This is a genomic window from Bacillus timonensis (assembly GCF_004799755.1).
Classification (GTDB): Bacteria; Bacillota; Bacilli; order Bacillales; family Bacillaceae_L; genus Ferdinandcohnia; species Ferdinandcohnia timonensis_A.
Genome location: NZ_SLUB01000033.1, coordinates 1 through 21,282, shown reverse-complemented (window position 1 = coordinate 21,282; position 21,282 = coordinate 1). Strand labels below are relative to the sequence as shown.

Annotated in this window: 22 protein-coding genes; 13 read left to right on the top strand and 9 right to left on the bottom strand. The window is 36.8% G+C overall.

Features of this window, described 5'->3' with window-relative positions; translation table 11 throughout:
• Positions 1 to 5 precede the first annotated feature (5 nt).
• Positions 6 to 1,415: a dihydrolipoyl dehydrogenase gene (gene lpdA, locus E1I69_RS16105; protein WP_136380590.1), complete on the top strand. Its 1,410-nt coding sequence runs from the start codon at positions 6 to 8 to the stop codon at positions 1,413 to 1,415.
• 57 nt (positions 1,416 to 1,472) lie between these two features.
• Here the strand turns inward: lpdA and E1I69_RS16100 are convergent, their stop codons facing one another.
• The gene (locus E1I69_RS16100; RefSeq protein ID WP_136380589.1) at positions 1,473 to 1,853 is read right to left on the bottom strand and encodes a thioredoxin domain-containing protein; all 381 of its coding nucleotides are present in this window, start codon (positions 1,851 to 1,853) and stop codon (positions 1,473 to 1,475) included.
• Positions 1,854 to 2,445: 592 nt separating this feature from the next.
• Complete coding sequence (locus E1I69_RS16090) at positions 2,446 to 2,874, bottom strand: DUF1885 family protein (RefSeq protein WP_136380587.1); 429 nt, start codon at positions 2,872 to 2,874, stop codon at positions 2,446 to 2,448.
• Between the two features lie 275 nt (positions 2,875 to 3,149).
• Between E1I69_RS16090 and E1I69_RS16085 the strand changes: the two genes are divergently transcribed.
• Positions 3,150 to 3,266, top strand: a complete 117-nt coding sequence (locus tag E1I69_RS16085; RefSeq protein WP_136380586.1) for a GapA-binding peptide SR1P — start codon at positions 3,150 to 3,152, stop codon at positions 3,264 to 3,266.
• Positions 3,267 to 3,323: 57 nt separating this feature from the next.
• On the opposite strand, the gene E1I69_RS16080 is transcribed toward E1I69_RS16085, so the two are convergent.
• Positions 3,324 to 4,796, bottom strand: a complete 1,473-nt coding sequence (locus E1I69_RS16080; protein ID WP_136380585.1) for an aminotransferase class I/II-fold pyridoxal phosphate-dependent enzyme — start codon at positions 4,794 to 4,796, stop codon at positions 3,324 to 3,326.
• A 257-nt stretch (positions 4,797 to 5,053) separates the two neighbouring features.
• Here E1I69_RS16080 and E1I69_RS16075 point away from each other — a divergent pair, with 257 nt between their 5' ends.
• Together E1I69_RS16075 and E1I69_RS16070 are read left to right on the top strand one after the other, a co-directional pair.
• Positions 5,054 to 6,013 (top strand): NAD(P)H-dependent flavin oxidoreductase, encoded by a 960-nt coding sequence (locus E1I69_RS16075; RefSeq protein ID WP_136380584.1) that lies wholly within the window; start codon positions 5,054 to 5,056, stop codon positions 6,011 to 6,013.
• An 11-nt stretch (positions 6,014 to 6,024) separates the two neighbouring features.
• A complete protein-coding gene (locus E1I69_RS16070; protein ID WP_136380613.1) occupies positions 6,025 to 6,288 on the top strand; it encodes a UPF0223 family protein in 264 nt (87 codons plus the stop codon).
• A 69-nt stretch (positions 6,289 to 6,357) separates the two neighbouring features.
• Here E1I69_RS16070 and E1I69_RS16065 read toward each other — a convergent pair whose 3' ends face one another.
• On the bottom strand, positions 6,358 to 6,993 hold the full coding sequence (locus tag E1I69_RS16065) for a YktB family protein (protein WP_136380583.1): 636 nt from the start codon (positions 6,991 to 6,993) through the stop codon (positions 6,358 to 6,360).
• A 208-nt stretch (positions 6,994 to 7,201) separates the two neighbouring features.
• On the opposite strand from E1I69_RS16065, the gene E1I69_RS16060 reads away from it, so the two are divergent.
• Positions 7,202 to 7,390 carry a hypothetical protein gene (locus E1I69_RS16060; protein WP_136380582.1) on the top strand — a complete coding sequence of 63 codons (189 nt, stop codon included), beginning with the start codon at positions 7,202 to 7,204 and terminating at the stop codon, positions 7,388 to 7,390.
• Between the two features lie 203 nt (positions 7,391 to 7,593).
• On the top strand, positions 7,594 to 8,388 hold the full coding sequence (locus E1I69_RS16055) for an inositol monophosphatase family protein (RefSeq protein ID WP_136380581.1): 795 nt from the start codon (positions 7,594 to 7,596) through the stop codon (positions 8,386 to 8,388).
• A gap of 21 nt (positions 8,389 to 8,409) precedes the next feature.
• On the opposite strand, the gene E1I69_RS16050 is transcribed toward E1I69_RS16055, so the two are convergent.
• The gene (locus E1I69_RS16050) at positions 8,410 to 8,595 is read right to left on the bottom strand and encodes a YlaF family protein (RefSeq protein ID WP_136380580.1); all 186 of its coding nucleotides are present in this window, start codon (positions 8,593 to 8,595) and stop codon (positions 8,410 to 8,412) included.
• Between the two features lie 152 nt (positions 8,596 to 8,747).
• Between E1I69_RS16050 and typA the strand changes: the two genes are divergently transcribed.
• From typA to E1I69_RS16035, 3 genes are all read left to right on the top strand, one after another.
• Positions 8,748 to 10,589, top strand: coding sequence for a translational GTPase TypA (gene typA / locus E1I69_RS16045; RefSeq protein WP_136380579.1), 1,842 nt, complete (start codon positions 8,748 to 8,750; stop codon positions 10,587 to 10,589).
• A 68-nt stretch (positions 10,590 to 10,657) separates the two neighbouring features.
• Entirely contained in the window at positions 10,658 to 10,963 is a 306-nt protein-coding gene (locus tag E1I69_RS16040) for a YlaH-like family protein (protein WP_136380578.1), read from the top strand.
• A gap of 12 nt (positions 10,964 to 10,975) precedes the next feature.
• Entirely contained in the window at positions 10,976 to 11,260 is a 285-nt protein-coding gene (locus tag E1I69_RS16035; RefSeq protein WP_136380577.1) for a hypothetical protein, read from the top strand.
• Between the two features lie 290 nt (positions 11,261 to 11,550).
• Here the strand turns inward: E1I69_RS16035 and E1I69_RS16030 are convergent, their stop codons facing one another.
• Positions 11,551 to 11,754, bottom strand: a complete 204-nt coding sequence (locus E1I69_RS16030) for a YlaI family protein (RefSeq protein ID WP_136380576.1) — start codon at positions 11,752 to 11,754, stop codon at positions 11,551 to 11,553.
• Between the two features lie 165 nt (positions 11,755 to 11,919).
• Positions 11,920 to 12,534 carry a YhcN/YlaJ family sporulation lipoprotein gene (locus E1I69_RS16025; protein ID WP_242634616.1) on the bottom strand — a complete coding sequence of 205 codons (615 nt, stop codon included), beginning with the start codon at positions 12,532 to 12,534 and terminating at the stop codon, positions 11,920 to 11,922.
• Positions 12,535 to 12,738: 204 nt separating this feature from the next.
• Here E1I69_RS16025 and E1I69_RS16020 point away from each other — a divergent pair, with 204 nt between their 5' ends.
• Complete coding sequence (locus E1I69_RS16020) at positions 12,739 to 14,067, top strand: PhoH family protein (protein WP_136380574.1); 1,329 nt, start codon at positions 12,739 to 12,741, stop codon at positions 14,065 to 14,067.
• A 56-nt stretch (positions 14,068 to 14,123) separates the two neighbouring features.
• On the opposite strand, the gene E1I69_RS16015 is transcribed toward E1I69_RS16020, so the two are convergent.
• Positions 14,124 to 14,621, bottom strand: coding sequence for a peptidyl-prolyl cis-trans isomerase (locus E1I69_RS16015; RefSeq protein WP_136380612.1), 498 nt, complete (start codon positions 14,619 to 14,621; stop codon positions 14,124 to 14,126).
• Between the two features lie 209 nt (positions 14,622 to 14,830).
• Between E1I69_RS16015 and E1I69_RS16010 the strand changes: the two genes are divergently transcribed.
• From E1I69_RS16010 to pyc, 3 genes are all read left to right on the top strand, one after another.
• Complete coding sequence (locus E1I69_RS16010; protein ID WP_136380573.1) at positions 14,831 to 15,112, top strand: YlaN family protein; 282 nt, start codon at positions 14,831 to 14,833, stop codon at positions 15,110 to 15,112.
• Between the two features lie 242 nt (positions 15,113 to 15,354).
• Positions 15,355 to 16,569, top strand: a complete 1,215-nt coding sequence (locus E1I69_RS16005) for an FtsW/RodA/SpoVE family cell cycle protein (protein ID WP_136380572.1) — start codon at positions 15,355 to 15,357, stop codon at positions 16,567 to 16,569.
• Positions 16,570 to 16,640: 71 nt separating this feature from the next.
• Positions 16,641 to 20,081, top strand: coding sequence for a pyruvate carboxylase (pyc, locus tag E1I69_RS16000; protein ID WP_136380571.1), 3,441 nt, complete (start codon positions 16,641 to 16,643; stop codon positions 20,079 to 20,081).
• A gap of 87 nt (positions 20,082 to 20,168) precedes the next feature.
• Here the strand turns inward: pyc and E1I69_RS15995 are convergent, their stop codons facing one another.
• A complete protein-coding gene (locus E1I69_RS15995) occupies positions 20,169 to 21,146 on the bottom strand; it encodes a COX15/CtaA family protein (protein ID WP_136380570.1) in 978 nt (325 codons plus the stop codon).
• Positions 21,147 to 21,282: the final 136 nt, after the last annotated feature.

Here is a 21,282-nt window from a genome sequence, read left to right as displayed (position 1 = left end):
TCAACATGGTAGTAGGAGATTTCCCGATTGAAACAGACACAATAGTCATTGGTGCTGGACCTGGTGGGTATGTTGCAGCTATTCGTGCAGCACAACTTGGACAAAAAGTTACCATTGTAGAAAAAGACACAGTTGGTGGTGTTTGTCTTAATGTTGGATGTATCCCATCTAAGGCATTGATCTCCGCTGGACACCGTTTTGACACAGCTAAACATTCTGATTCAATGGGAATCAAAGCTGAAAATGTTACACTTGATTTTTCTAAAGTTCAAGCATTTAAAGATGGTGTTGTTAAAAAGTTAACTGGTGGAGTTGCAGGGCTACTTAAAGGTAACAAAGTTGATGTTGTTAAAGGCGAAGCCTATTTCGTCGATGCAAACTCTTTACGTGTAATGAGTGAAAACTCTGCACAAACTTACAATTTCAAAAATGCAATCATTGCAACAGGATCTCGACCAATCGAGATACCATCTTTTAAATATTCAAAACGTGTTCTTGATTCAACAGGTGCATTAGGGCTTAAAGAAGTACCAGAAAAAATCGTAATTATCGGTGGCGGTGTTATCGGTATTGAACTTGGTGGCGCTTATGCAAACTTTGGAACACAAGTAACGATCTTAGAAGGAGCAGATGACATCCTTCTTGGTTTTGAAAAGCAAATGACTACACTTGTGAAGAAGAACCTAAAGAAAAAAGGTGCAGAAATCATCACAAAAGCATTAGCTAAGGGTGTAGAAGAAACAGATAATGGTGTAACAGTGAAGTATGAATCAAAAGGTGAAGAACAATCAATCGATGCAGATTATGTATTCGTAATGGTTGGACGTAGACCTAATACTGATGAGCTTGGTTTAGAGCTTGCAGGTGTTAAAATGAATGAAAGAGGCGTAATTGAGATTGATAAACAATGCCGTACTAGCGTAAGTAATATCTACGCAATCGGTGATATTGTTCCAGGACCTCAATTAGCACACAAAGCATCCTATGAAGGTAAAATTGCTGCAGAAGCAATCGCTGGTCACCCATCTGAAATTGACTACTTAGGAATTCCAGGAGTTGTATTCTCTGAACCTGAACTTGCAACTGTTGGTTATACTGAGCAGCAAGCTAAAGATGAAGGAATTGAAATCGTAGCAGCTAAGTTCCCATATGCTGCAAACGGTCGTGCTCTTGCTCTTGAAGCAACTGACGGTTTCGTGAAGCTCATTACTCGTAAAGAAGATGGACTCCTAATCGGTGCTCAAGTAGCTGGTGAAAGTGCGTCAGATATTATTTCAGAATTAGGTCTAGCTGTTGAAGCTGGAATGACAGCTGAAGATATCGCTATGACTATTCATGCTCACCCAACTCTTGGTGAAATTACAATGGAAGCAGCAGAAGTTGCTCTAGGTACTCCAATTCATATAGTAAAATAATGAATAGAATGAAAATCGCCCCTTTTTTAGGGGCGATTTTTTAATTTTTCAATGTGTTTATTTTTTGGAACTTGTAGAAGAGGATAATACGTTTTCTAGAGGGGTGATGATTTCGTCTTTGTCGACATTCCCTTCAATTTTTTGAAGAATTTTATCTTGCTGGACGATTAATAAAGATGGATATTGCTCAATCTGATATTTCGTATACAGTCTATTTTCGTCAGAAGAAACAACTTTCATGTTTTCGATTTCGGTTGGAAATTTATTTTTAAGTTCTAGTAAAGCATCATAGTAACTGGTTTCATTACGAAGATTATTCTCATCTGAAAAAAAGATAATTTGTTTTTCATCGGATTCCGGTATAGGCGGCTGTGCCTTGTACGAAGAACACGAGGAAAGTATAAAAAAAGAAAGTATGATTAGAGTATAAGCTTTCATTTTTATAATCACTCTTCCATAAAATAGTTAAAAGTATAGGTCTTTACAGCTAATGAAACTAATACAAAACACCTATTTTTTCATTCCAGTTTATTTTATCATGTATTCTAAAAATTCTTTCCAATGTAATCGATTTGTTACATAAATGAAAAATACTACCATCTTACTGTGCATATTAATTAATATAGTAAACAGAAATTTATAGAAGACAAGCTTAAGCTTGCGCCATTTGATTTAAAAAGACGTTGCAACTTGAGAAACTGCTTTCATAGTTTATGTTCTTTTATTGTAAATAAAAGGAGAGTTTTCTAATGAGGGTATATGTAATTGGGTTGATTCAGGTTTTAATTTGGAGTACTTTTACTTTAGTGACATGGTTGTCAGGATCTGATAGCATGCTTGCGAGAGGTGTATTATTGATTATTTTTTGTTATGTCGCCTTCATAATTGCTAACAAAATCGGTTTAACGCGAAAAGCATCGATACTGATAACAGCTATCTCATTTTTTTGTTTTTTCTCATTTGAAAAAGTGTTTTGGTTCTTTACGTAGAAATAGACCACATCTAGGGATATGGTCTATTTCTGTTTGAACTATTTTCGTTTGTAAAAATACATAACCCGTCCATTAAATAAATGTAATTCACCTTCGAGTTTTTTTGCTAAAAACTTGCAAAATTCGTTTGCTTTGCCTTTGTCTCCTGCAGTTGAAATTTCAGGAAGGGTGATTTGGATATAGCTTTGAACTGTGTTCTCACCAGTCTCGTCTACTATTTTCTCCTGTCCCACTCCTACTATGATTGCCTTGTATTTTTGATGATCTGATTTTAAGTAAAACCAATTTTTTTCATGATTCACTTCTTTTATCTGGTAGGGGAATGCGGCGTTATCGTAGTCCCAATCAAGCTGTGTGCCAGTTTTTCCAGTAATTTCTTTGTAATAGCTAAAGAGGTCTTTGACATCATCAAGTGAAATATGTTGTGCATTTGAATTAGTAACAAGCTTTATGTATGCGTTTTCCAAACTTTTCACTCCTACTCCGGTAAGTATTCGGTATTTATCTCTTATTCTATGTATATTTACTTCTATTCTAGCATTTAATCAATCAGACTTACAACTTCATATTGTTTGTGATACATGTATACATCCTTAATATGATCATATAACCAAATAAAAAAGTAATAATGTTATACAATTAACCATTGACTAATTAAATGTGACATACTATTATATAAATAACATATCTTAAAACGTTTTCACCAAAGGAAAAATCTACTTTTCGAAAGGGGCTTTGAATAATGGGTACAATCATCTGTCAAAACTGCAGCGAGACAATTGAACACTTTGAATACGAGAAGGTTACAACACTTTATTCAACATGCGACCACTGTGATTGTAATCACGAAGAGAATTAATCCTATTTAAAAAATATGAAAAAAGCATGCAGAATTTGCATGCTTTCTTTTTTGTTTTTAACGAATTGCTCTGTGTTCCATGATGACACGTAGGTATTTCAACTCATAATCCTCAGGTCCTTGGACAGGAAGGCCAGCTTCAATATTTTTTTGGATATAGGTTAAGTTCTCTTCAGTAATGATTTCTCCCGGGATAAAGATTGGAATACCCGGTGGGTAAACCATCACAAATTCTGCGATTACACGTCCTGCAGATTCTTCAAATGGAACCACTTCCGTTTCAGAGTAAAATGCATCTCTTGGCGATAAAGCGAGAACAGGAATGTCTGGAAGTAATACTTCTGGAACGATTCTTGATTCGAAAAAGTGGGATACCTCATCGGAAAGATTAGCAAGTGCTGCAATCAGAAGATCAGCCTCTTTTTGGGAATCACCAGGGGTGATAATACATAGGATGTTATAGAGATCGGACATCTCCACTTCTATATTATACTTTTCACGTAGCCAAACTTCTGCATCTGATCCTGTAATGCCAAGTTCTTTTACAGAAATGATTAATTTTGTTGGGTCAAAATCAAATGTTGCTTTCAAACCTAAAATTTCTCGTCCGACACAATAAAGTTTATCGATTTCGTTAATTTTGTCTCGAATATAATTGGATAAGGCAATCGTTTTTCCAATTAGTTCATGGCCTTCAGTGACTAAACGTTTTCTTGCAACGTCTAAGGAAGCCAATAATAAATAAGAAGTAGACGTTGTTGTAAGCATGCTTAAAATCGATTGTACTCGGTTAGCTGACACTAAACCTTCTTTTACATTTAAAATAGAGCTTTGTGTCATTGATCCACCAAGTTTATGGACGCTTGTGGCAGCCATATCTGCACCAGCTTGCATAGCTGATAGGGGAAGTCCTTCATGAAAGTGAATATGAACACCATGTGCTTCGTCAACAAGAACCGGAACATCATAGGAATGAGCAATATCTACAATTCTTTTTAAGTCTGCAGCGATTCCGAAGTATGTTGGATTAATCACAAGCAAACCTTTTGCATCTGGATGCTGGGCAAGTGCTTTTTCGACAGAGTCAGTTGTGATTCCATGAGAAATTCCTAATGTATTATCGATTTCAGGATGGATGAAAATAGGAACTGCACCAGAAAAGACAATGGCTGACATGACTGATTTATGCACGTTTCTTGGTACAATAATTTTATCCCCAGGGCCACATACAGCCATGACCATTGTCATGATTGCTCCGCTCGTCCCTTGAACTGAAAAAAATGTATGATCCGCGCCAAATGCTTCAGCAGCAAGGTCTTGTGCTTGTTTAATTATTCCTTTAGGTTGATGCAAATCATCTAAAGGTCCAATATTGATTAAATCGATGGATAGCGCATTATCACCGATAAAGTTTCGAAATTCAGGGTCAATCCCAGCTCCTTTTTTATGTCCAGGAATATGAAATTGGGTTGGATTTTTTTTTGCATGTTCAATAAGACCAGTAAATAATGGTGTTTCATTTTGCAACAATTGATAACCACACCTCTTTATTTAAATAATTTTCCTTTTTTCAAAATGTCTTTTTTGCATAAAACAAGAGAATTATAGCACTTCTTTTTCTGTTTGCATATAAAAATATTTCTTTCTTTTAAAGTGTCACAGGTAGTGGATTATTAAACATTTTTAAGGCTGTTAAACTTTACTGTAAATTACATAAGACCAGAAGTAAAAAAAGAGGAATTTTAGGTTGTCATCTCGAAATGATGTATTTGAAAGGTGGGAGTTTAATGAATTGGGAAACAAGAGTGTCAACTTTATTAGGAATTAAATATCCAATCATTCAGGGAGGACTTGCTTATTTAGCTTATTCTGAGCTTGCAGCAGCTGTTTCAAATGCAGGAGGATTGGGTCAAATTACAGCAATGTCACTTCATTCACCAGAAGAACTTCGGAATGAAATTAAAAAAGTAAAAGAATTAACAAATAATCCATTCGGAGTTAATTATGCAATTGGACAGCATGGTAGACCATTTTCTGACATGCTTGAAGTTGCAATTGAGGAAGAAGTGCCTGTTATTACAATGACCGGAGGAAATCCTGCGCCTATATTTGATCAATTAAAAGGTGTAAATACGAAAAAGCTCGTTCTTGTTGCAGCAAGAAGGCAAGCGCAAAAGGCCGAAGAACTAGGAGCAGACGCTGTGATGGTAGTTGGTCAAGAGGGTGGAGGTCACCTTGGAAGACAGGATATCGGAACAATGGTTCTTATTCCACAGGTAGTTGATGCTGTGTCTATTCCAGTCATCGCATCTGGTGGTATAGGGGATGCACGTGGTTTAATGGCAGCATTAAGTTTAGGGGCTGAAGGAATTGAAATGGGTACACGTTTTATTGCCACGAAAGAATGTGTCCATGCCCACCAAGGCTATAAAGACGCATTGATTAAAGGAACTGAAAATGATACAGTTGTGATTAAACGATCACTTGGAGCACCAGGTCGAGCGATTTCTAATGAATGGACCTCGAAAATTCTTCAGTTGGAAGAAGAGAACACTGGATATGATGGATTGAAAGAATACATAAGTGGTCAAGCTAATATAAACTATATTTATGATGGGAAAGTAGATGGTGGATTTGCTTGGGCGGGTCAGGTAATGGGCCTGATTAAAGATGAACCAACAGTTGCTGAGCTTTTTGAGAGGATGATCACTGAGGCCGAGCAAATTCGAAACAGGTGGAGTAAATAGAGGTGAATGAATTGGATTATCAATATCCCCTTTCTTTTGATTGGAGCACAGATGAAGTAGTCGATGTAATCTCCTTTTTTGAATGTGTTGAAAAAGCATATGAGAAGGGAATTGCAAGGGATCGATTGATGCAGGCTTATAAGCGTTTTAAAGAAATTGTGCCAAGTAAATTAGAAGAAAAACAGGTTTGCGGAGAATTCGAGGAAACAAGTGGATATTCAGCGTACCGTGTTATCCAAAAGGCAAAAGAAAATAAGGAAATCATCAAAATGTAAATAAAAAGGATGTCTTATTCGGAATAGGACATCCTTTTAGCTTGTCGAAAAATGCTTCTATTTCAAAACTTATTTTGAACTTTTTTGTGCCAGCTGATATAATGGAAGTAACTTTCTGAAAGTTCCATCAATTGTTTGTAGTAATTCTTCACCACCCATTTCTACAGCTTTATCTCGAGAAATAGTAATTCCACAAAGGATTTCAGCCTTTTTAACCGTTTGAAGCCGCGTGAACATCGATTCAAGTTCTTGGTCATTCAACTCATGATGAATACTCGTATCTGGTTTCGTGTGATCAATTGACCATAAAAAATGGTTTGGTACACTTTCTCTAATTTGTTTCGAATGCTCCAATAAAATGTTTCCGAACTCAGCTTTAATGGGTGCTTCATATATGACTGCAAACCAAACAAAAAGATGAGTATTCCACAATCCGATTTGAAAATGAGGAAGCATTTTATATCCGCGTTTATTATTTGCAAAAGCAACCCAAGTATCTTTAGGTGGATTGATTGTTCTTCTCGCATGTTTTGCCACATGAGCAAACATCTCGTCTCCTGTAAGGCTTGAAAGTGTAGGTGCGAAATAATTCCCTAAATCCTCTAATTTAGGCCGAACATGTGTAATTAATGCATCCATCCGATTTTCAAGTCCATCTATTGTAAACACATCAAAGTCTTCGTTTGTAAACCCTGTAAAAGTCATTTATGTATCCTCCTATTGATATTCCTATAGTCATTTTACCAAAAATATAAGAAATTCTGTACTAGTCTGCTTTGAATAGATTCGATGCTTCTAGGTATACGCACATATTTGTTACAATGCTCCCGCTTTTTCATAAGATAGTTGTAACAAGTGGAATTGTTATTTTAGGGAAAGTGAAGGATTGAAATAAACGAAAGGGGTGCGAAAATTGAAACAAGTGATAAATGATTTAAAACGAAAAGACGGAGAAAAACGCTTGGCAGTGTTACGTCTAGAAGTAGACTATGAATTGGCAACCCTTTATGATGCGATGATTGAAAATGATGAAGTGAAAAAAGCAGAATGTAAAAAGAAACTACAAAAACTTAGCAAAGAAATAACTAAACTTGAAGCATAAAGGAATAAAAGCGAAAAGCGCTGGGCTACACCATTTAAAGATCCAGATGATATAATTTATAATTTTCTAGACCAGCACAAAGGCGAACCGAACTTGGTTCGCTTTCCTTATTGCTTGCTTTTCAGTAAAAAAGTGAAGTAAGCTTTTAAAGAATCATACTTAGCGTATACTATCCGATGAGATAAAAAAGTGAGGTACTTACAATGATGAATTGGAATGAAATAGAAGATTACGCCAAACATTGGATAAGAGAAGCGGGGGAACGGATTAGAGATTCGTTTCAAACAAAGCTTGTGGTTGAGTCAAAATCAAATCCTGATGATTTGGTCACAAATATGGATAAAGAAACGGAACAATTTTTTATCGAAAAAATACATGAAACCTTTCCATCACACCAGATTCTTGGAGAGGAAGGATTAGGAGATAAACTTCAGTCATTAAAGGGGATTACATGGATTATTGATCCAATCGATGGCACAATGAATTTCGTTCATCAACAGCGAAACTTTGCGATTTCCGTTGCTGTATATGAAGACGGAGTAGGGCAAATTGGTCTTATCTACGATGTCGTCCATGATGAATTGTATCATGCACGTAAAGGTCAGGGTGCCTATTTGAACTCTACAAAGATTGAACCATTAGGGGATGTTCCTCTCGAAAAAGCCATCGTGGCGATAAATGCTACATGGGTTACCGAGAATAGACGAATTGATCCAAAAATTTTGATTCCTATCGTCAATGCTGTTCGCGGAACTCGTTCCTATGGTTCTGCTGCATTGGAATTGGCCTATCTCGTAACAGGACGAATTGATGTATACATCACCATGCGCCTATCACCGTGGGATTTTGCAGCAGGAGTTGTCCTTTTAAATGAGGTAGGTGGAGTAATCACGACGCTCGAAGGGGAGCCCTTAAACTTTTTGAAGGAAAACAGTATTTTTGTTGCAAGACCTAATTTACATAAAGAGATTTTTACAAAATTTTTAAAAAGGAAATAAAAATAGCGTGAGAAGGCAGAATTAAAGCCTGCCGTTCTCACGCATTTTTTTCTTTGTCGTAAATCCTAAACCTGTAACAATAATTACTGCGATAATAGACAAAATAATACCTAATAGACTTTTTTCAGCTATTGATACACCAATCAGCATAATGCAAACAGCTGTGGCAATCGCAAAGAGAAGCATTGGGATATTCACGTTTTTCATAGTAATTTGCCCCTTTCCATAATTTATTTTACAGATAAATATGTATTATTTCTAGACTTTGGTATATAATATTTTAGTTGCGACTCTTTTCGAAAGTAAAAAAATGTAAAAAGAATTTAAATCCTTAATTTGATAATAGGAGATGTGAAATAGTGACAACACGTAATGACTTACGAAATATAGCAATTATTGCCCACGTAGACCATGGAAAAACAACCCTAGTAGATACGCTGCTTCATCAATCAGGTACATTCCGCTCAAATGAGCATGTTGATGAACGTGTAATGGACTCAAATGATATTGAACGTGAACGCGGTATCACCATTCTTGCCAAAAATACGGCAATTAATTATAAAGGTACCCGAATTAATATTATGGATACTCCAGGACATGCTGACTTCGGTGGAGAAGTTGAACGTATTATGAAAATGGTGGATGGAGTACTATTAGTTGTCGATGCTTATGAAGGCTGTATGCCTCAAACTCGCTTTGTATTGAAAAAAGCATTGGAGCAAAACCTTACACCGATCGTAGTTGTAAACAAAATTGACCGTGACTTTGCCAGACCTGAAGAAGTTGTCGATGAAGTAATCGACTTATTTATCGAGTTAGATGCTACTGAAGAACAATTAGAGTTTCCGGTTGTATATGCTTCAGCAATCAATGGAACAGCAAGTACAGACCCAAAACAACAAGATGAAAACATGGAATCTTTATTCCAATGCATTATCGAGAACATTCCTGCTCCAATTGATAATAGTGAAGAACCATTACAATTCCAAGTAGCGTTACTTGATTATAACGATTATGTTGGAAGAATTGGAATCGGACGAGTATTCAGAGGAACTATGCATGTTGGACAGCAAGTTGCGTTAATGAAATTAGATGGCAGTGTAAAACAATTCCGTGTTACAAAAATCTTTGGCTTCTCAGGATTAAAACGAATTGAAATTCAAGAAGCAAAAGCGGGAGATCTTGTAGCTGTATCGGGTATGGAAGATATCAATGTTGGTGAAACAGTTTGTCCAATCGAACACCAAGATGCTTTACCAATTCTCCATATCGATGAGCCGACTTTACAAATGACATTTTTAGTAAATAATAGCCCATTCGCTGGCCGCGAAGGTAAATATGTCACAGCACGTAAAATTGAAGAACGTCTTCGTGAACAGCTTCATACGGATGTAAGTTTACGCGTGGATAATACAGATTCCCCTGATGCATGGATTGTTTCAGGACGTGGTGAGCTTCATTTATCAATATTAATTGAAAATATGCGTCGTGAAGGCTACGAGCTTCAAGTTTCAAAGCCAGAAGTAATTGTAAAAGATATTGATGGAGTACGTTGTGAACCGGTTGAACGCGTTCAAATAGATGCACCTGAGGAAAACACTGGTGCGATCATGGAATCTATTGGTGCACGTAAAGGCGAAATGTTAGACATGATTAACAATGGGAATGGTCAAGTCCGACTTATTTTCATGGTCCCTGCACGTGGGCTTATCGGATACACAACAGAATTTTTAACATTAACAAGAGGTTTTGGTATCCTTAATCATACCTTTGATAGCTATAAGCCAATGGCACAAGGACAAGTAGGTGGACGTAGACAAGGTGTGCTTGTTTCGATGGAAACAGGTAAAGCAACCCAATACGGAATTACTGGCGTTGCAGACCGTGGTACGATCTTTGTTGAGCCTGGTACAGAGGTTTATGAAGGGATGATTGTGGGTGAACATACCCGTGAAAATGACTTAACGGTTAATATCGTGAAAGCCAAACAAATGACAAACATGCGTTCTGCCAATAAAGACCAAACAACAACAATGAAAAAGGCACGCATTATGTCATTAGAAGAATCACTTGAATATTTAAACGATGATGAGTACTGTGAGGTTACTCCAGAATCCATCCGTTTACGTAAAAAGGTTCTAGATAAAAATGAACGTGAAAAAGCTGCAAAACGAAAAAAACTGGCTGAAGTTAATCAATAAGGTTGTGAACCTTGTCTCTTTCTGATACTTTTATGATAGATGTGTCAGAAAGAGGGGTATAAATAGTTATGGATGTCTATGAACACATGTGGCCGATTGCAAAAACAATCTATAGTTCGACAACACCTAATGTCGGGTCAAATATATTGTATGCAGTCATTTTACTCCTAACGATTATCGTGTTTCGTTTAGGATTTGCGAAAAAACTGCCATTGTTAAAAAATATTGTTATTTATGCATGTCTTGCCTTAGGCTGCACCATTTTAACGTTTTTAGGTGCATTCTTACCGATTGCGGAAGGATTAGCGATTACCGCAGCAATTTTACTTATTTATAAATTACGTCTTCACCAGACAAAAAAACGGGAAGCGTAAGGAGGTAATCTGATGAAATCCCTACAGGATGCGATTTATAATTGGTTAACGATTAAAATTGTAGCTGAAGCAAGACCTGATGATAAAGCAGCCAAGGAAACTTTCGATTTATTTGAAGATATTTTGGTTAATGAGTTTAGGTTGAAGGACATCCATATTCAAAAAGATGATGTGATGTATCTTGTGAACTATACGATTGATGGGGAAGCGAAAAGTGCTAGGTTTCCAACAGAGTTAATTGAAGTCATGCACAACCAAATCAATCAACATCCAGAGAAATATCAGAATTACGAATAAAACAAAAAAGCCGAGCGAAGTGTTCGGCTTTTTTAGTGGTTTAGGAAATTATAAAATTTATCATTGTGGATAACTTTTATTGGGTGTATCCACGTCTAGCTCCAGCGCCTAGCCCCTCGAGGTCATAAGTCAATCGCTTCGGAAGGCAAGAAGCGCCTTCCGTCAGCGCTCGTCTTATGCTTGTCGGACTTGCACAGGATGTGCTGACGTCTACGTTTGCCACAGGACGTGGCAGTAGTTAGTAGACGTTCAACAAAAGGCGCTTGCGCTTTTGTTCTTGGCGTCTACATTTACCACCAATCGTCGTCAGTTTTCTTTTTGCGATAGAGCTTGAATTTATTTGTTGCGATTCTTTCGTTTGTCCTCGATTCAATTCGATCATGGCATTCTTTACACATATATGTATGGATTGGGCGGTTTCTTAGCCGTTTAGCGAGGCTCGATTCATCCTCAATGTCCTCAATCTTATCACAAATTACACATTTTACTTTCATTTTTTATAAACCCCTCAACTATTATCTAGTATCTATTTTTTCATTATACAACATTACTTACTTTTCTGACAAAGTTTGTCTTTTTGAGGGGAATATTTAATCACAAAAGACAGCGCAGGACACCTTGTTGTATCCATACGCTGAACAATCACAGTAATTACTATTTTATTTATTACCTATTTTACTATTTGACTGATCTTGTTGTTCTTTATCTAATTTTTGTTGTTCTTTTTGATTTAGCTGCTTGTCATTTGTCTTCGTTGGTTCAGTATTTTGATTGTCAATGATATCACTTGGAACATCAGGGACTAGTCTACCAACGATTTGCGCCAATTCATCTAAGATACCTGTAACAGGTCTTCCGTCTTCAATTTGTTTCTTCATTTGCTTCAAACGTTCAAAGGTATCAGCATCAGCTATTACAATTGCGTTAGCGCCATAAGGGTCATGCTGTAAACTCTCAGCAACTGAATATTTAATCGTCTGTACCCTTGATCGTTCCAATTTTGAATCAACGTCAATGCCAACGACGGCAAACTTTCCTAGTACAACAGCTGTGGCATCATTCACCTTAGGAACACTACTTGCAAGTTCGACAAGATGACTCGCGATTTCTTGCCCTGTTTTTCTGTCGATATTGTTTTCCACTGTATTTTGAACCTTTACACGAGTATCTTTTTCATTTTCACCAGCATTATTATTTCCACCACAACCAGAAACCAAAAATAGTATGCTTGAGAACAGAAGGATATAAATATGTCTCACCGTTTTGCCTCCCATCGTTCTTTATGTTTTCTTTTTTTATTGTTTAATTATTCTTCTATCTTTATTCATTCCTACATATATTTTTATCAATGGTCGTCCTTACACGAACAAAAAAGGGGATTGGCTAATATAATATAAAAAAATATTCTCGTACGAAAGGATTATCCTGTTTCACTCCTAAAACAAAAAATGAAACCCACTTGAGTAGGAGGCGTGATTTTGGGGAAAATTTATGTATTAGACACAAATGTATTACTGCAAGATCCTAGATCCATTTTTTCATTTGAAGATAATGAGGTTGTTATACCCGCAGTAGTGTTAGAAGAGGTTGACTCAAAAAAACGTTATATGGATGAAATAGGAAGAAATGCGAGGCATGTATCAAAGCTTATCGATAATTTACGACAAACAGGGAAGTTACACGAAAAAATTCTGCTTGAAACAGGTGGAAGCCTGCGGATTGAATTAAATCATAGATCCTTTCATGAACTTCAAGAGATCTTTGTGGAAAAAACCAATGATAACCGCATTTTGGCAGTTGCCAAAAATCTCTCATTGGAAGAACAATCAAAAGAAAATGGGAAACAGGTCATTTTAGTTAGTAAGGATGCATTAGTTCGCGTAAAGGCTGATGCATTAGGGTTACAATCTGAAGATTTTTTAAGTGATCGTGTTGTTGAGGTTGACCATATTTATTCGGGATTTCTCGAAATTTATATAAACCGTAACCTACTTGATCTCTTTTATGAAAAAGGGGAACTTCACGTAACAGAGTTAGTCAATCATCCATTCTATCCTAATCAATTTATTCTCTTAAAAGATGCATTAGGCGGTTCATCATCTGCGATTGGGATTGTTGATCGAACAGGTAAAGTGGTAAAAAAACTTCATTTTAAACAAGATCATATTTGGGGTATTAAACCTAGAAATGTTCAACAAACAATGGCATTTGAGCTGTTATTAAGAGATGATATTCCATTGGTGACATTAATAGGAAAGGCAGGGACAGGAAAAACATTATTAGCTCTTGCAGCTGGACTGATGCAGACAGAAGATTTAGGACAATATAAAAAGCTTTTAGTCGCGCGTCCAATTGTCCCGGTGGGAAAAGATATAGGCTTTTTACCCGGAGAAAAACAGGAAAAGCTTAGACCGTGGATGCAGCCAATTTTCGATAATCTAGAATATTTATTTAATACGAAAAAGCCTGGGGAATTGGATGCGATACTTGCAGGAATGGGCTCAATCGAGGTTGAGGCGCTGACCTATATCAGAGGGAGAAGCATACCAGAGCAATTTATCATTATTGATGAGGCACAAAACTTAACCAAGCATGAGGTGAAAACCATACTCACCAGAGTCGGGGAAAAGAGTAAAATCGTGTTCATGGGAGATACCGAACAAATAGACCACCCATATTTAGATGAATACAATAATGGGTTAACATATGTGGTAGAGAAGTTTAAGGACCAAAAAATTGCTGGTCATATTCGATTAGTAAAAGGAGAACGGTCAGGGCTTGCTCAGTTGGCGGCAGATATTCTGTGAAAAAATGAGCCTGTTGCTAATCCGATAAAGGATTAGTTACAGGCTCTATTTTCAAATTATTCGATGATAAAACGTTCTATATGCTTTATAGGATTTTCCTGGTTAGAGCCATCTCCGAAATAGAAATGGACAGGACCGTCTTCACGTAAAGGCTTACCTTCTTTTGAAAATCCAAGAACAGCATCATATGCTTTGCTAAGTGGCACTAATGTTTCTTGTTCCTTTTGTACGATCTTTAATGTAGTAGCTTCTTCCATGGGTTCAGCATTTTTAATGAAATCTGAAAATGGGATTCCGAATGTACCAGTTAATACTTTTTCCTTTAAAAACCTTTTCTCTGTTTTTAGTGTTGGCGGGTAAATCGCACCTTCACGAATTTCTCGATCCCAATGCTTAGAAATGGACTTTGTGTATTCGCTTAAATCTTCCTGGGTGACTTGATCTGTCTCAAAATATGTAAGTAAATCCACTCTACGATCATCAAAAATCCACACACTTGGATCAAGTGTAATTGTATACTTTGTCTTTCCTTCAATCAAAATAATTGAGTTCATCGATGCATCAATCCTTTCATTCATATTATAGAGCTTTTAAAACGTAATAGAAAGTATAAGCTCAATTATTGTCTATATGAACGATTTTTTTAAGGGAATTTGAATTTAAAGAATAATAGTCTTATCTATTTATTCTTGCAATTTTATTGTATACAGGTTAATATTTATAGATAGGATTAGGTATCGCTTCTGAACGGAGGGGTTATAAATTGACTTCAGAGATTTCGATTAATCATCGTGAAAAGGCATTGTCTTTGCTACAGGCAGATGCTGAAAAAATATTAAAACTTATAAAAGTTCAAATGGATAATTTAACCATGCCTCAATGTCCACTGTATGAAGAAGTACTTGATACGCAAATGTTCGGATTATCCAGGGAGATAGATTTTGCAGTACGATTAGGCTTAATAGATGGGCTTGAAGGAAAAGAGCTCCTAAATCAACTTGAGCGTGAATTGTCCGTTCTTCATGAAGCCTCAACTCGAAAATAGGTAACCTATAGATAAATCAACTCAAATTATCCGGTCCATAGGATAATTTGAGTTTTTTTATAAGAAGGGGTTTACAGCATTTCATTTTTACAGTAATTTTATAAAAAGGTTTTTACGTTGTAGATAGTAAAAAACACTTAAATAGGTTGAAAGATTAGTAGAAAAATGCAGGAATTTTACGATATAAACCGAAAAATATAGTACAATGAATAATTATATCCTTTATTTAGAGGAAGATGCCAATGCTTAAAAAAATTATAAAATCATATGATTACACCCTAGTTGTTGCTGTGTTTCTTTTATGTTCCTTTGGACTTGTCATGGTCTATAGTGCAAGCATGGTCATTGCCTCAGCCCCAAAGTTTGGAGAAAACCCGTCCTTCTTCTTTGATAGACAGAAAGTAGCTTTACTTGCTGGTACAGCTGCATTTTTCGTAACCATGATCTTACCTTATAAAATATATGCATCTAAAAAAATTCTTCTCACTATTGTTCTAGGTTCAGTTGCAATGCTTTTATTAGTTTTTGTTGTAGGTCATACGGCAAATAATGCACAAAGTTGGATTATGGTAGGGGCAAGGGGAATTCAGCCATCTGAGTTTACGAAACTTAGCGTTATCATCTATCTTGCTGCCGTATATGCGAAGAAACAAGCTTATATCAACCAATTTGGAATAGCAGTCATGCCACCTATCATTTTTACCCTTGGCATATGTATGACAGTAGCGATACAACCTGACTTCGGAACAGCCTTTATTATAGGGTTAATTGCTTTGACAATCATTTTATGTTCAGGTATGGGGATTAAAAGCCTAGGTAAACTTATCTTATTGGGCTTTGTAACAGCGGTACTTTTATCACCGCTACTTTACATATTATCAGGTGGGATCCTATCTGAGGGCCGTATGGGGCGTTTTTTAGGGTTTATGAATCCTTTTGAAGATGAAAAGAATGGCTACCAATTAGTTAACTCCTATATAGCTTTAGGTGCTGGTGGATGGAAAGGTCTAGGTTTAGGACAGAGTATTCAAAAGTTTAATTACCTTCCAGAAGCCCATACAGATTTCATTATGGCAATAATTGCTGAAGAATTAGGTTTATTTGGAGTCTTATTTGTATTATTATTGTTAGCATATATTGTTTTGCGAGGATTCCAAATTGCAAGAAAATGTACAGACTCGTTTGGAAGTTTGCTTGCGATTGGCATATCCTCCATGATCGCCATTCAAACCTTTATAAATCTAGGAGGATTAACAGGGTTGATTCCAATCACTGGGGTTACCTTGCCTTTTATCAGTTATGGAGGTTCATCCCTATTGTTATTAATGGCTTCAATGGGAATCCTAATAAATGTTTCTATGTTTACAAATTATCAATCTATGTATCTCACAAAAGAAAAACAACCACAGAGCCAACCAGCTCGGTCTTTTCAAAAAAACTATGTCTCTTATAGATAAAAATATCTATATGTTGATGATAAAATGTATTATACTTTTTAAACTATGTAATTTTTAGAAGGAGGATTTATATGGACAAGCGCATCAAGAAGGTACTAGTTGCCAATCGTGGAGAAATCGCGATACGTGTTTTCAGGGCTTGTACGGAGTTAAATATTCGTACAGTTGCTGTCTATTCTAAGGAAGATGCAGGCTCTTATCATCGATATAAAGCGGATGAGGCTTATTTAGTAGGTGAAGGAAAAAAACCGATTGATGCCTATTTGGATATTGAAGGAATTATTGAGATTGCAAAAGAAAATGATGTAGATGCGATTCATCCTGGTTACGGTTTTTTATCTGAAAATATTGATTTTGCTAGAAGATGTGAAGAAGAGAATATTATTTTTATCGGGCCTAAAACCGACCATCTTGATATGTTTGGTGACAAGGTTAAAGCAAGACACCAAGCAGAAAAAGCGGAAATTCCGGTCATTCCTGGTAGTGATGGACCACTAAAAAACTTAGAAGATGCAGTGCGTTTTGGTGAAGAACACGGCTATCCTGTAATCATCAAGGCATCACTTGGTGGTGGCGGACGCGGAATGCGAATTGTTCGCAATAAGGCGGGGATTAAAGAATCCTATGAACGTGCTAAATCCGAAGCTAAAGCAGCATTTGGTAGTGATGAAGTATATATTGAAAAGCTAATTGAAAATCCAAAACATATTGAAGTTCAAATTATTGGTGATAGTCATGGAAATATCGTTCACCTCTATGAGCGCGATTGCTCTGTTCAACGACGTCATCAAAAAGTGGTCGAAGTAGCACCGAGTGTTTCTTTATCTGAACAATTACGTCAAGACATTTGTGATGCTGCGGTAAAATTAATGAAAAATGTACAGTATGTGAATGCTGGAACAGTTGAATTCCTCGTAGCCAATGATGAATTCTACTTTATCGAAGTCAACCCACGTGTACAGGTTGAACATACAATCACAGAAATGATTACAGGAATTGATATTGTTCAAACACAAATCCAGGTTGCTGAGGGTCATTCATTACACAGTAATGAAATCAGTATACCGGCACAGGAAGATATCAAAACACATGGATATGCGATCCAATCCCGTGTAACAACAGAGGATCCATTAAATAATTTTATGCCTGATACAGGTCGAATTAGTGCATATCGGAGTGGCGGAGGATTTGGTGTTCGTCTAGATGCTGGGAACGGATTCCAAGGTGCAGTTATTACACCATATTATGACTCATTATTAGTGAAGCTATCTACACAAGCGTTAACCTTTGAACATGCTGCATCAAAAATGGTCAGAAACTTGAAGGAATTCAGAATCCGCGGAATTAAAACAAACATTCCTTTCTTAGAAAATGTTGTAAGACACGAAAAATTCTTATCTGGTGAATATGATACTTCTTTTATTGATTCATCACCTGAGTTGTTTATTTTTCCTAAACCAAAAGACCGTGGAACGAAGATGCTTTCCTATATTGGAACAGTAACAATCAATGGTTTCCCAGGTGTTGAAAAGAAACGAAAGCCAGTGTTTGATAAACCATTCTTGCCTAGAGTAAGACACGATGAGCCAGTCCCAACTGGAACAAAACAAATTTTAGATCAACATGGTCCCCAAGGGGTAGTGGATTGGGTAAAAGAACAAAAACAAGTTCTTTTTACTGATACAACATTCCGTGATGCTCACCAATCACTTCTTGCAACAAGAATTAGAACAAATGATATTAAACATATTGCAGATCCAACCGCTAGATTATTACCAGAGTTATTCTCACTCGAGATGTGGGGTGGAGCAACCTTTGATGTGGCATACCGTTTCTTAAATGAGGATCCTTGGGAGCGCCTTGAAACATTAAGAAAGCAGGCTCCAAATATTTTATTCCAAATGCTACTTCGTGCTTCTAATGCAGTGGGATATAAAAACTATCCGGATAATCTGATCCGTGAGTTTGTGAAAGAGTCAGCTCAGTCTGGAATTGATGTATTCCGTATCTTTGACAGCTTGAACTGGGTAAAAGGGATGACACTAGCAATTGATTCTGTTCGTAACAATGGAAAAATAGCTGAAGCGGCCATTTGTTATACAGGTGATATTAGTGATCCAACACGTACAAAGTATGATTTGCAATATTACAAAGACCTAGCAAAAGAACTAGAGCAATCTGGTGCACATATTCTGGGAATCAAGGATATGGCAGGCTTACTAAAGCCTCAAGCAGCATATGCGTTAATTTCTGAATTGAAAGAAACAGTTTCTATTCCAATTCACTTACACACACATGATACAAGTGGCAATGGGCTATTCACTTATGCTAAAGCAATTGAAGCAGGTGTAGACATTGTTGATGTAGCGGCGAGTTCTATGGCAGGACTAACATCTCAACCAAGTGCAAACTCATTATTATATGCATTAGAAGGTTCTGAACGAAAGCCTGAACTTTCAGTTAAAGCATATGAAGAGATTGCGCGATACTGGGAAGGTGTACGTAAATACTATCAAGATTTTGAAAGTGGTATGAATGCACCACATACTGAAGTCTATCAGCATGAAATGCCAGGCGGACAATACAGTAATCTTCAGCAACAGGCAAAGGGAGTTGGCCTTGGCGCAAGATGGGAAGAGGTTAAAGAAATGTATCGCCGTGTAAATGACATGTTCGGTGATATTGTCAAGGTAACACCGTCTTCAAAGGTTGTGGGTGATATGGCATTATACATGGTTCAAAACAACCTAACGGAAGATGATATTTACGAAAGAGGCGAAACGCTTGATTTTCCGGATTCTGTAGTGGAGTTATTTGAAGGATATTTAGGTCAACCACATGGTGGATTCCCTAGAGAACTTCAACGCATTATATTAAAGGGACGCGAGCCGATTACCGTTCGCCCTGGTGAACTACTAGAGTCTGTTGATTTCAGTGATGTAAAAGATACTTTAACTCACAGCCTAAATCGCGATGTAACGAATCAAGATATGGTCTCTTATGCGTTATATCCAAAGGTATTCATGGACTACCAGAAAACATTTGAGCAATTTGGTAACATTTCAATGTTAGATACACCAACTTTCTTATACGGAATGAGACTTGGTGAGGAAATTGAAGTAGAGATTGAACAAGGGAAGACATTAATTGTTAAACTTGTGTCAGTTGGCCAAGCTCAACCAGATGGTACACGGATTATCTATTTTGAATTAAATGGACAGCCTCGTGAAGTAATCGTTAAGGATACGAATATTAAATCAACTGTTGTTGCGAAGCTAAAGGCAGATCGCGATAACGAAAACCATATTGGTGCTACAATGCCAGGTACAGTGATTAAAGTATTAGTAGAAAAAGGCGATAAAGTAAATAAAGGGGACCATCTCATGATTACTGAAGCAATGAAGATGGAAACAACTGTTCAAGCCCCATTCACAGGTGTAGTTCGGGATATTCACGTCGCAAATGGTGAAGCAATCCAAACAGGTGACCTTTTGCTAGAACTTACAAAATAAATACTTCGAGCCCTAAAGGTGAATACTTTGGGGCTCTTTTTATGCAAAAAAATAACCCGTGGGCAAGTGCCCTCGGGTTTATTATACTTATTGAACTGGTACTGTTCGATTTGAATTAATTGGTTCCTCATTTGGATTTTGCGCTTCTGCTTTTAATGCCATTTCATTTTTATTACTTCTAGAAGATAATAAAATAAAGTAACTAAAAACGCCAAATAGGCAAGCAATAAATAAAGCATGTGCAAGTGCGATATAAAGATTTATCTCTGATATTACTACAACGGCACCAGAAATAACTTGCAACGAGATGAAGCCTAATGCAATCATCCAACCATGATAAAGGACTTTTTCGTGTTTATAATGCTTGTAAATTCGTACAAAAAGTAACAATACCCAAATAAATAATATGCCTGCTAACATTCTGTGCCCCATTTGAATCCATTCATGCATCTGAGTTGGAAGACCAATATTATTATATGTACATACTGGCCAATCAGGGCAGGCAAGTGAAGCGCCAACGTGTCGAACCAGTGCGCCAGTATAGACAACAACTAAACTATAAATGGTTATGGCGTAAAACTGTGTTCGTAGTTTTTTGTCTATAACTAGTGAATCGGCATCAAACTTTTTATCCACTTCAAAAATAAGCAAAGTCAATAATAAAACTGATGCAAAGGAGATGAGTGAAATTCCGAAATGTAGAGCTAGTACGAGATCAGATTGTCCCCACATAACTGCTGCCGCACCAATCAGTCCTTGTAAAACTAAGAAAAAGAATGATATAAAGGCCAAAAACTTCGTTTCTCTAATATGACCGATTGCTATCCAAGACCAAATTGATAGTGCTAGAACTAAGATTCCAACAACTCCAGAAACGACCCGGTGGCTAAGTTCAATTACAAGTTCAAACGTTATCTCATCAGGGATCAATTGCCCGTGACAAAGCGGCCATGAATCACCGCATCCAGCACCTGATTCAGTTTTCGTTACAAGTGCCCCACCGATTAACACAAACAGCATACCAATCGTAGTTAGAACCGATAACCATTTTAATGAACGGTTCAAAAAATCACCTTCTTACTTATTAAAACGTTATTTCTATTATTCATATTAACTTTCTTGATATTCATCTTATCTAAATAATAGATAAAATTCAAAGAAACACTCTTCTCGATATTACACCTGTCTCTTATACACATCT

Coding starts and splice junctions, on each gene's coding strand:
- lpdA (WP_136380590.1), top strand. CDS start 6: ATGGTAGTAGGAGATTTCCCGATTGAAACAGACACAATAGTCATTGGT.
- E1I69_RS16100 (WP_136380589.1), bottom strand. CDS start 1,853: ATGAAAGCTTATACTCTAATCATACTTTCTTTTTTTATACTTTCCTCG.
- E1I69_RS16085 (WP_136380586.1), top strand. CDS start 3,150: ATGGGTACAATCATCTGTCAAAACTGCAGCGAGACAATTGAACACTTT.
- E1I69_RS16075 (WP_136380584.1), top strand. CDS start 5,054: ATGAATTGGGAAACAAGAGTGTCAACTTTATTAGGAATTAAATATCCA.
- E1I69_RS16065 (WP_136380583.1), bottom strand. CDS start 6,993: ATGACTTTTACAGGGTTTACAAACGAAGACTTTGATGTGTTTACAATA.
- E1I69_RS16055 (WP_136380581.1), top strand. CDS start 7,594: ATGATGAATTGGAATGAAATAGAAGATTACGCCAAACATTGGATAAGA.
- E1I69_RS16050 (WP_136380580.1), bottom strand. CDS start 8,595: ATGAAAAACGTGAATATCCCAATGCTTCTCTTTGCGATTGCCACAGCT.
- E1I69_RS16040 (WP_136380578.1), top strand. CDS start 10,658: ATGGATGTCTATGAACACATGTGGCCGATTGCAAAAACAATCTATAGT.
- E1I69_RS16035 (WP_136380577.1), top strand. CDS start 10,976: ATGAAATCCCTACAGGATGCGATTTATAATTGGTTAACGATTAAAATT.
- E1I69_RS16030 (WP_136380576.1), bottom strand. CDS start 11,754: ATGAAAGTAAAATGTGTAATTTGTGATAAGATTGAGGACATTGAGGAT.
- E1I69_RS16025 (WP_242634616.1), bottom strand. CDS start 12,534: ATGGGAGGCAAAACGGTGAGACATATTTATATCCTTCTGTTCTCAAGC.
- E1I69_RS16015 (WP_136380612.1), bottom strand. CDS start 14,621: ATGAACTCAATTATTTTGATTGAAGGAAAGACAAAGTATACAATTACA.
- E1I69_RS16005 (WP_136380572.1), top strand. CDS start 15,355: ATGCTTAAAAAAATTATAAAATCATATGATTACACCCTAGTTGTTGCT.
- pyc (WP_136380571.1), top strand. CDS start 16,641: ATGGACAAGCGCATCAAGAAGGTACTAGTTGCCAATCGTGGAGAAATC.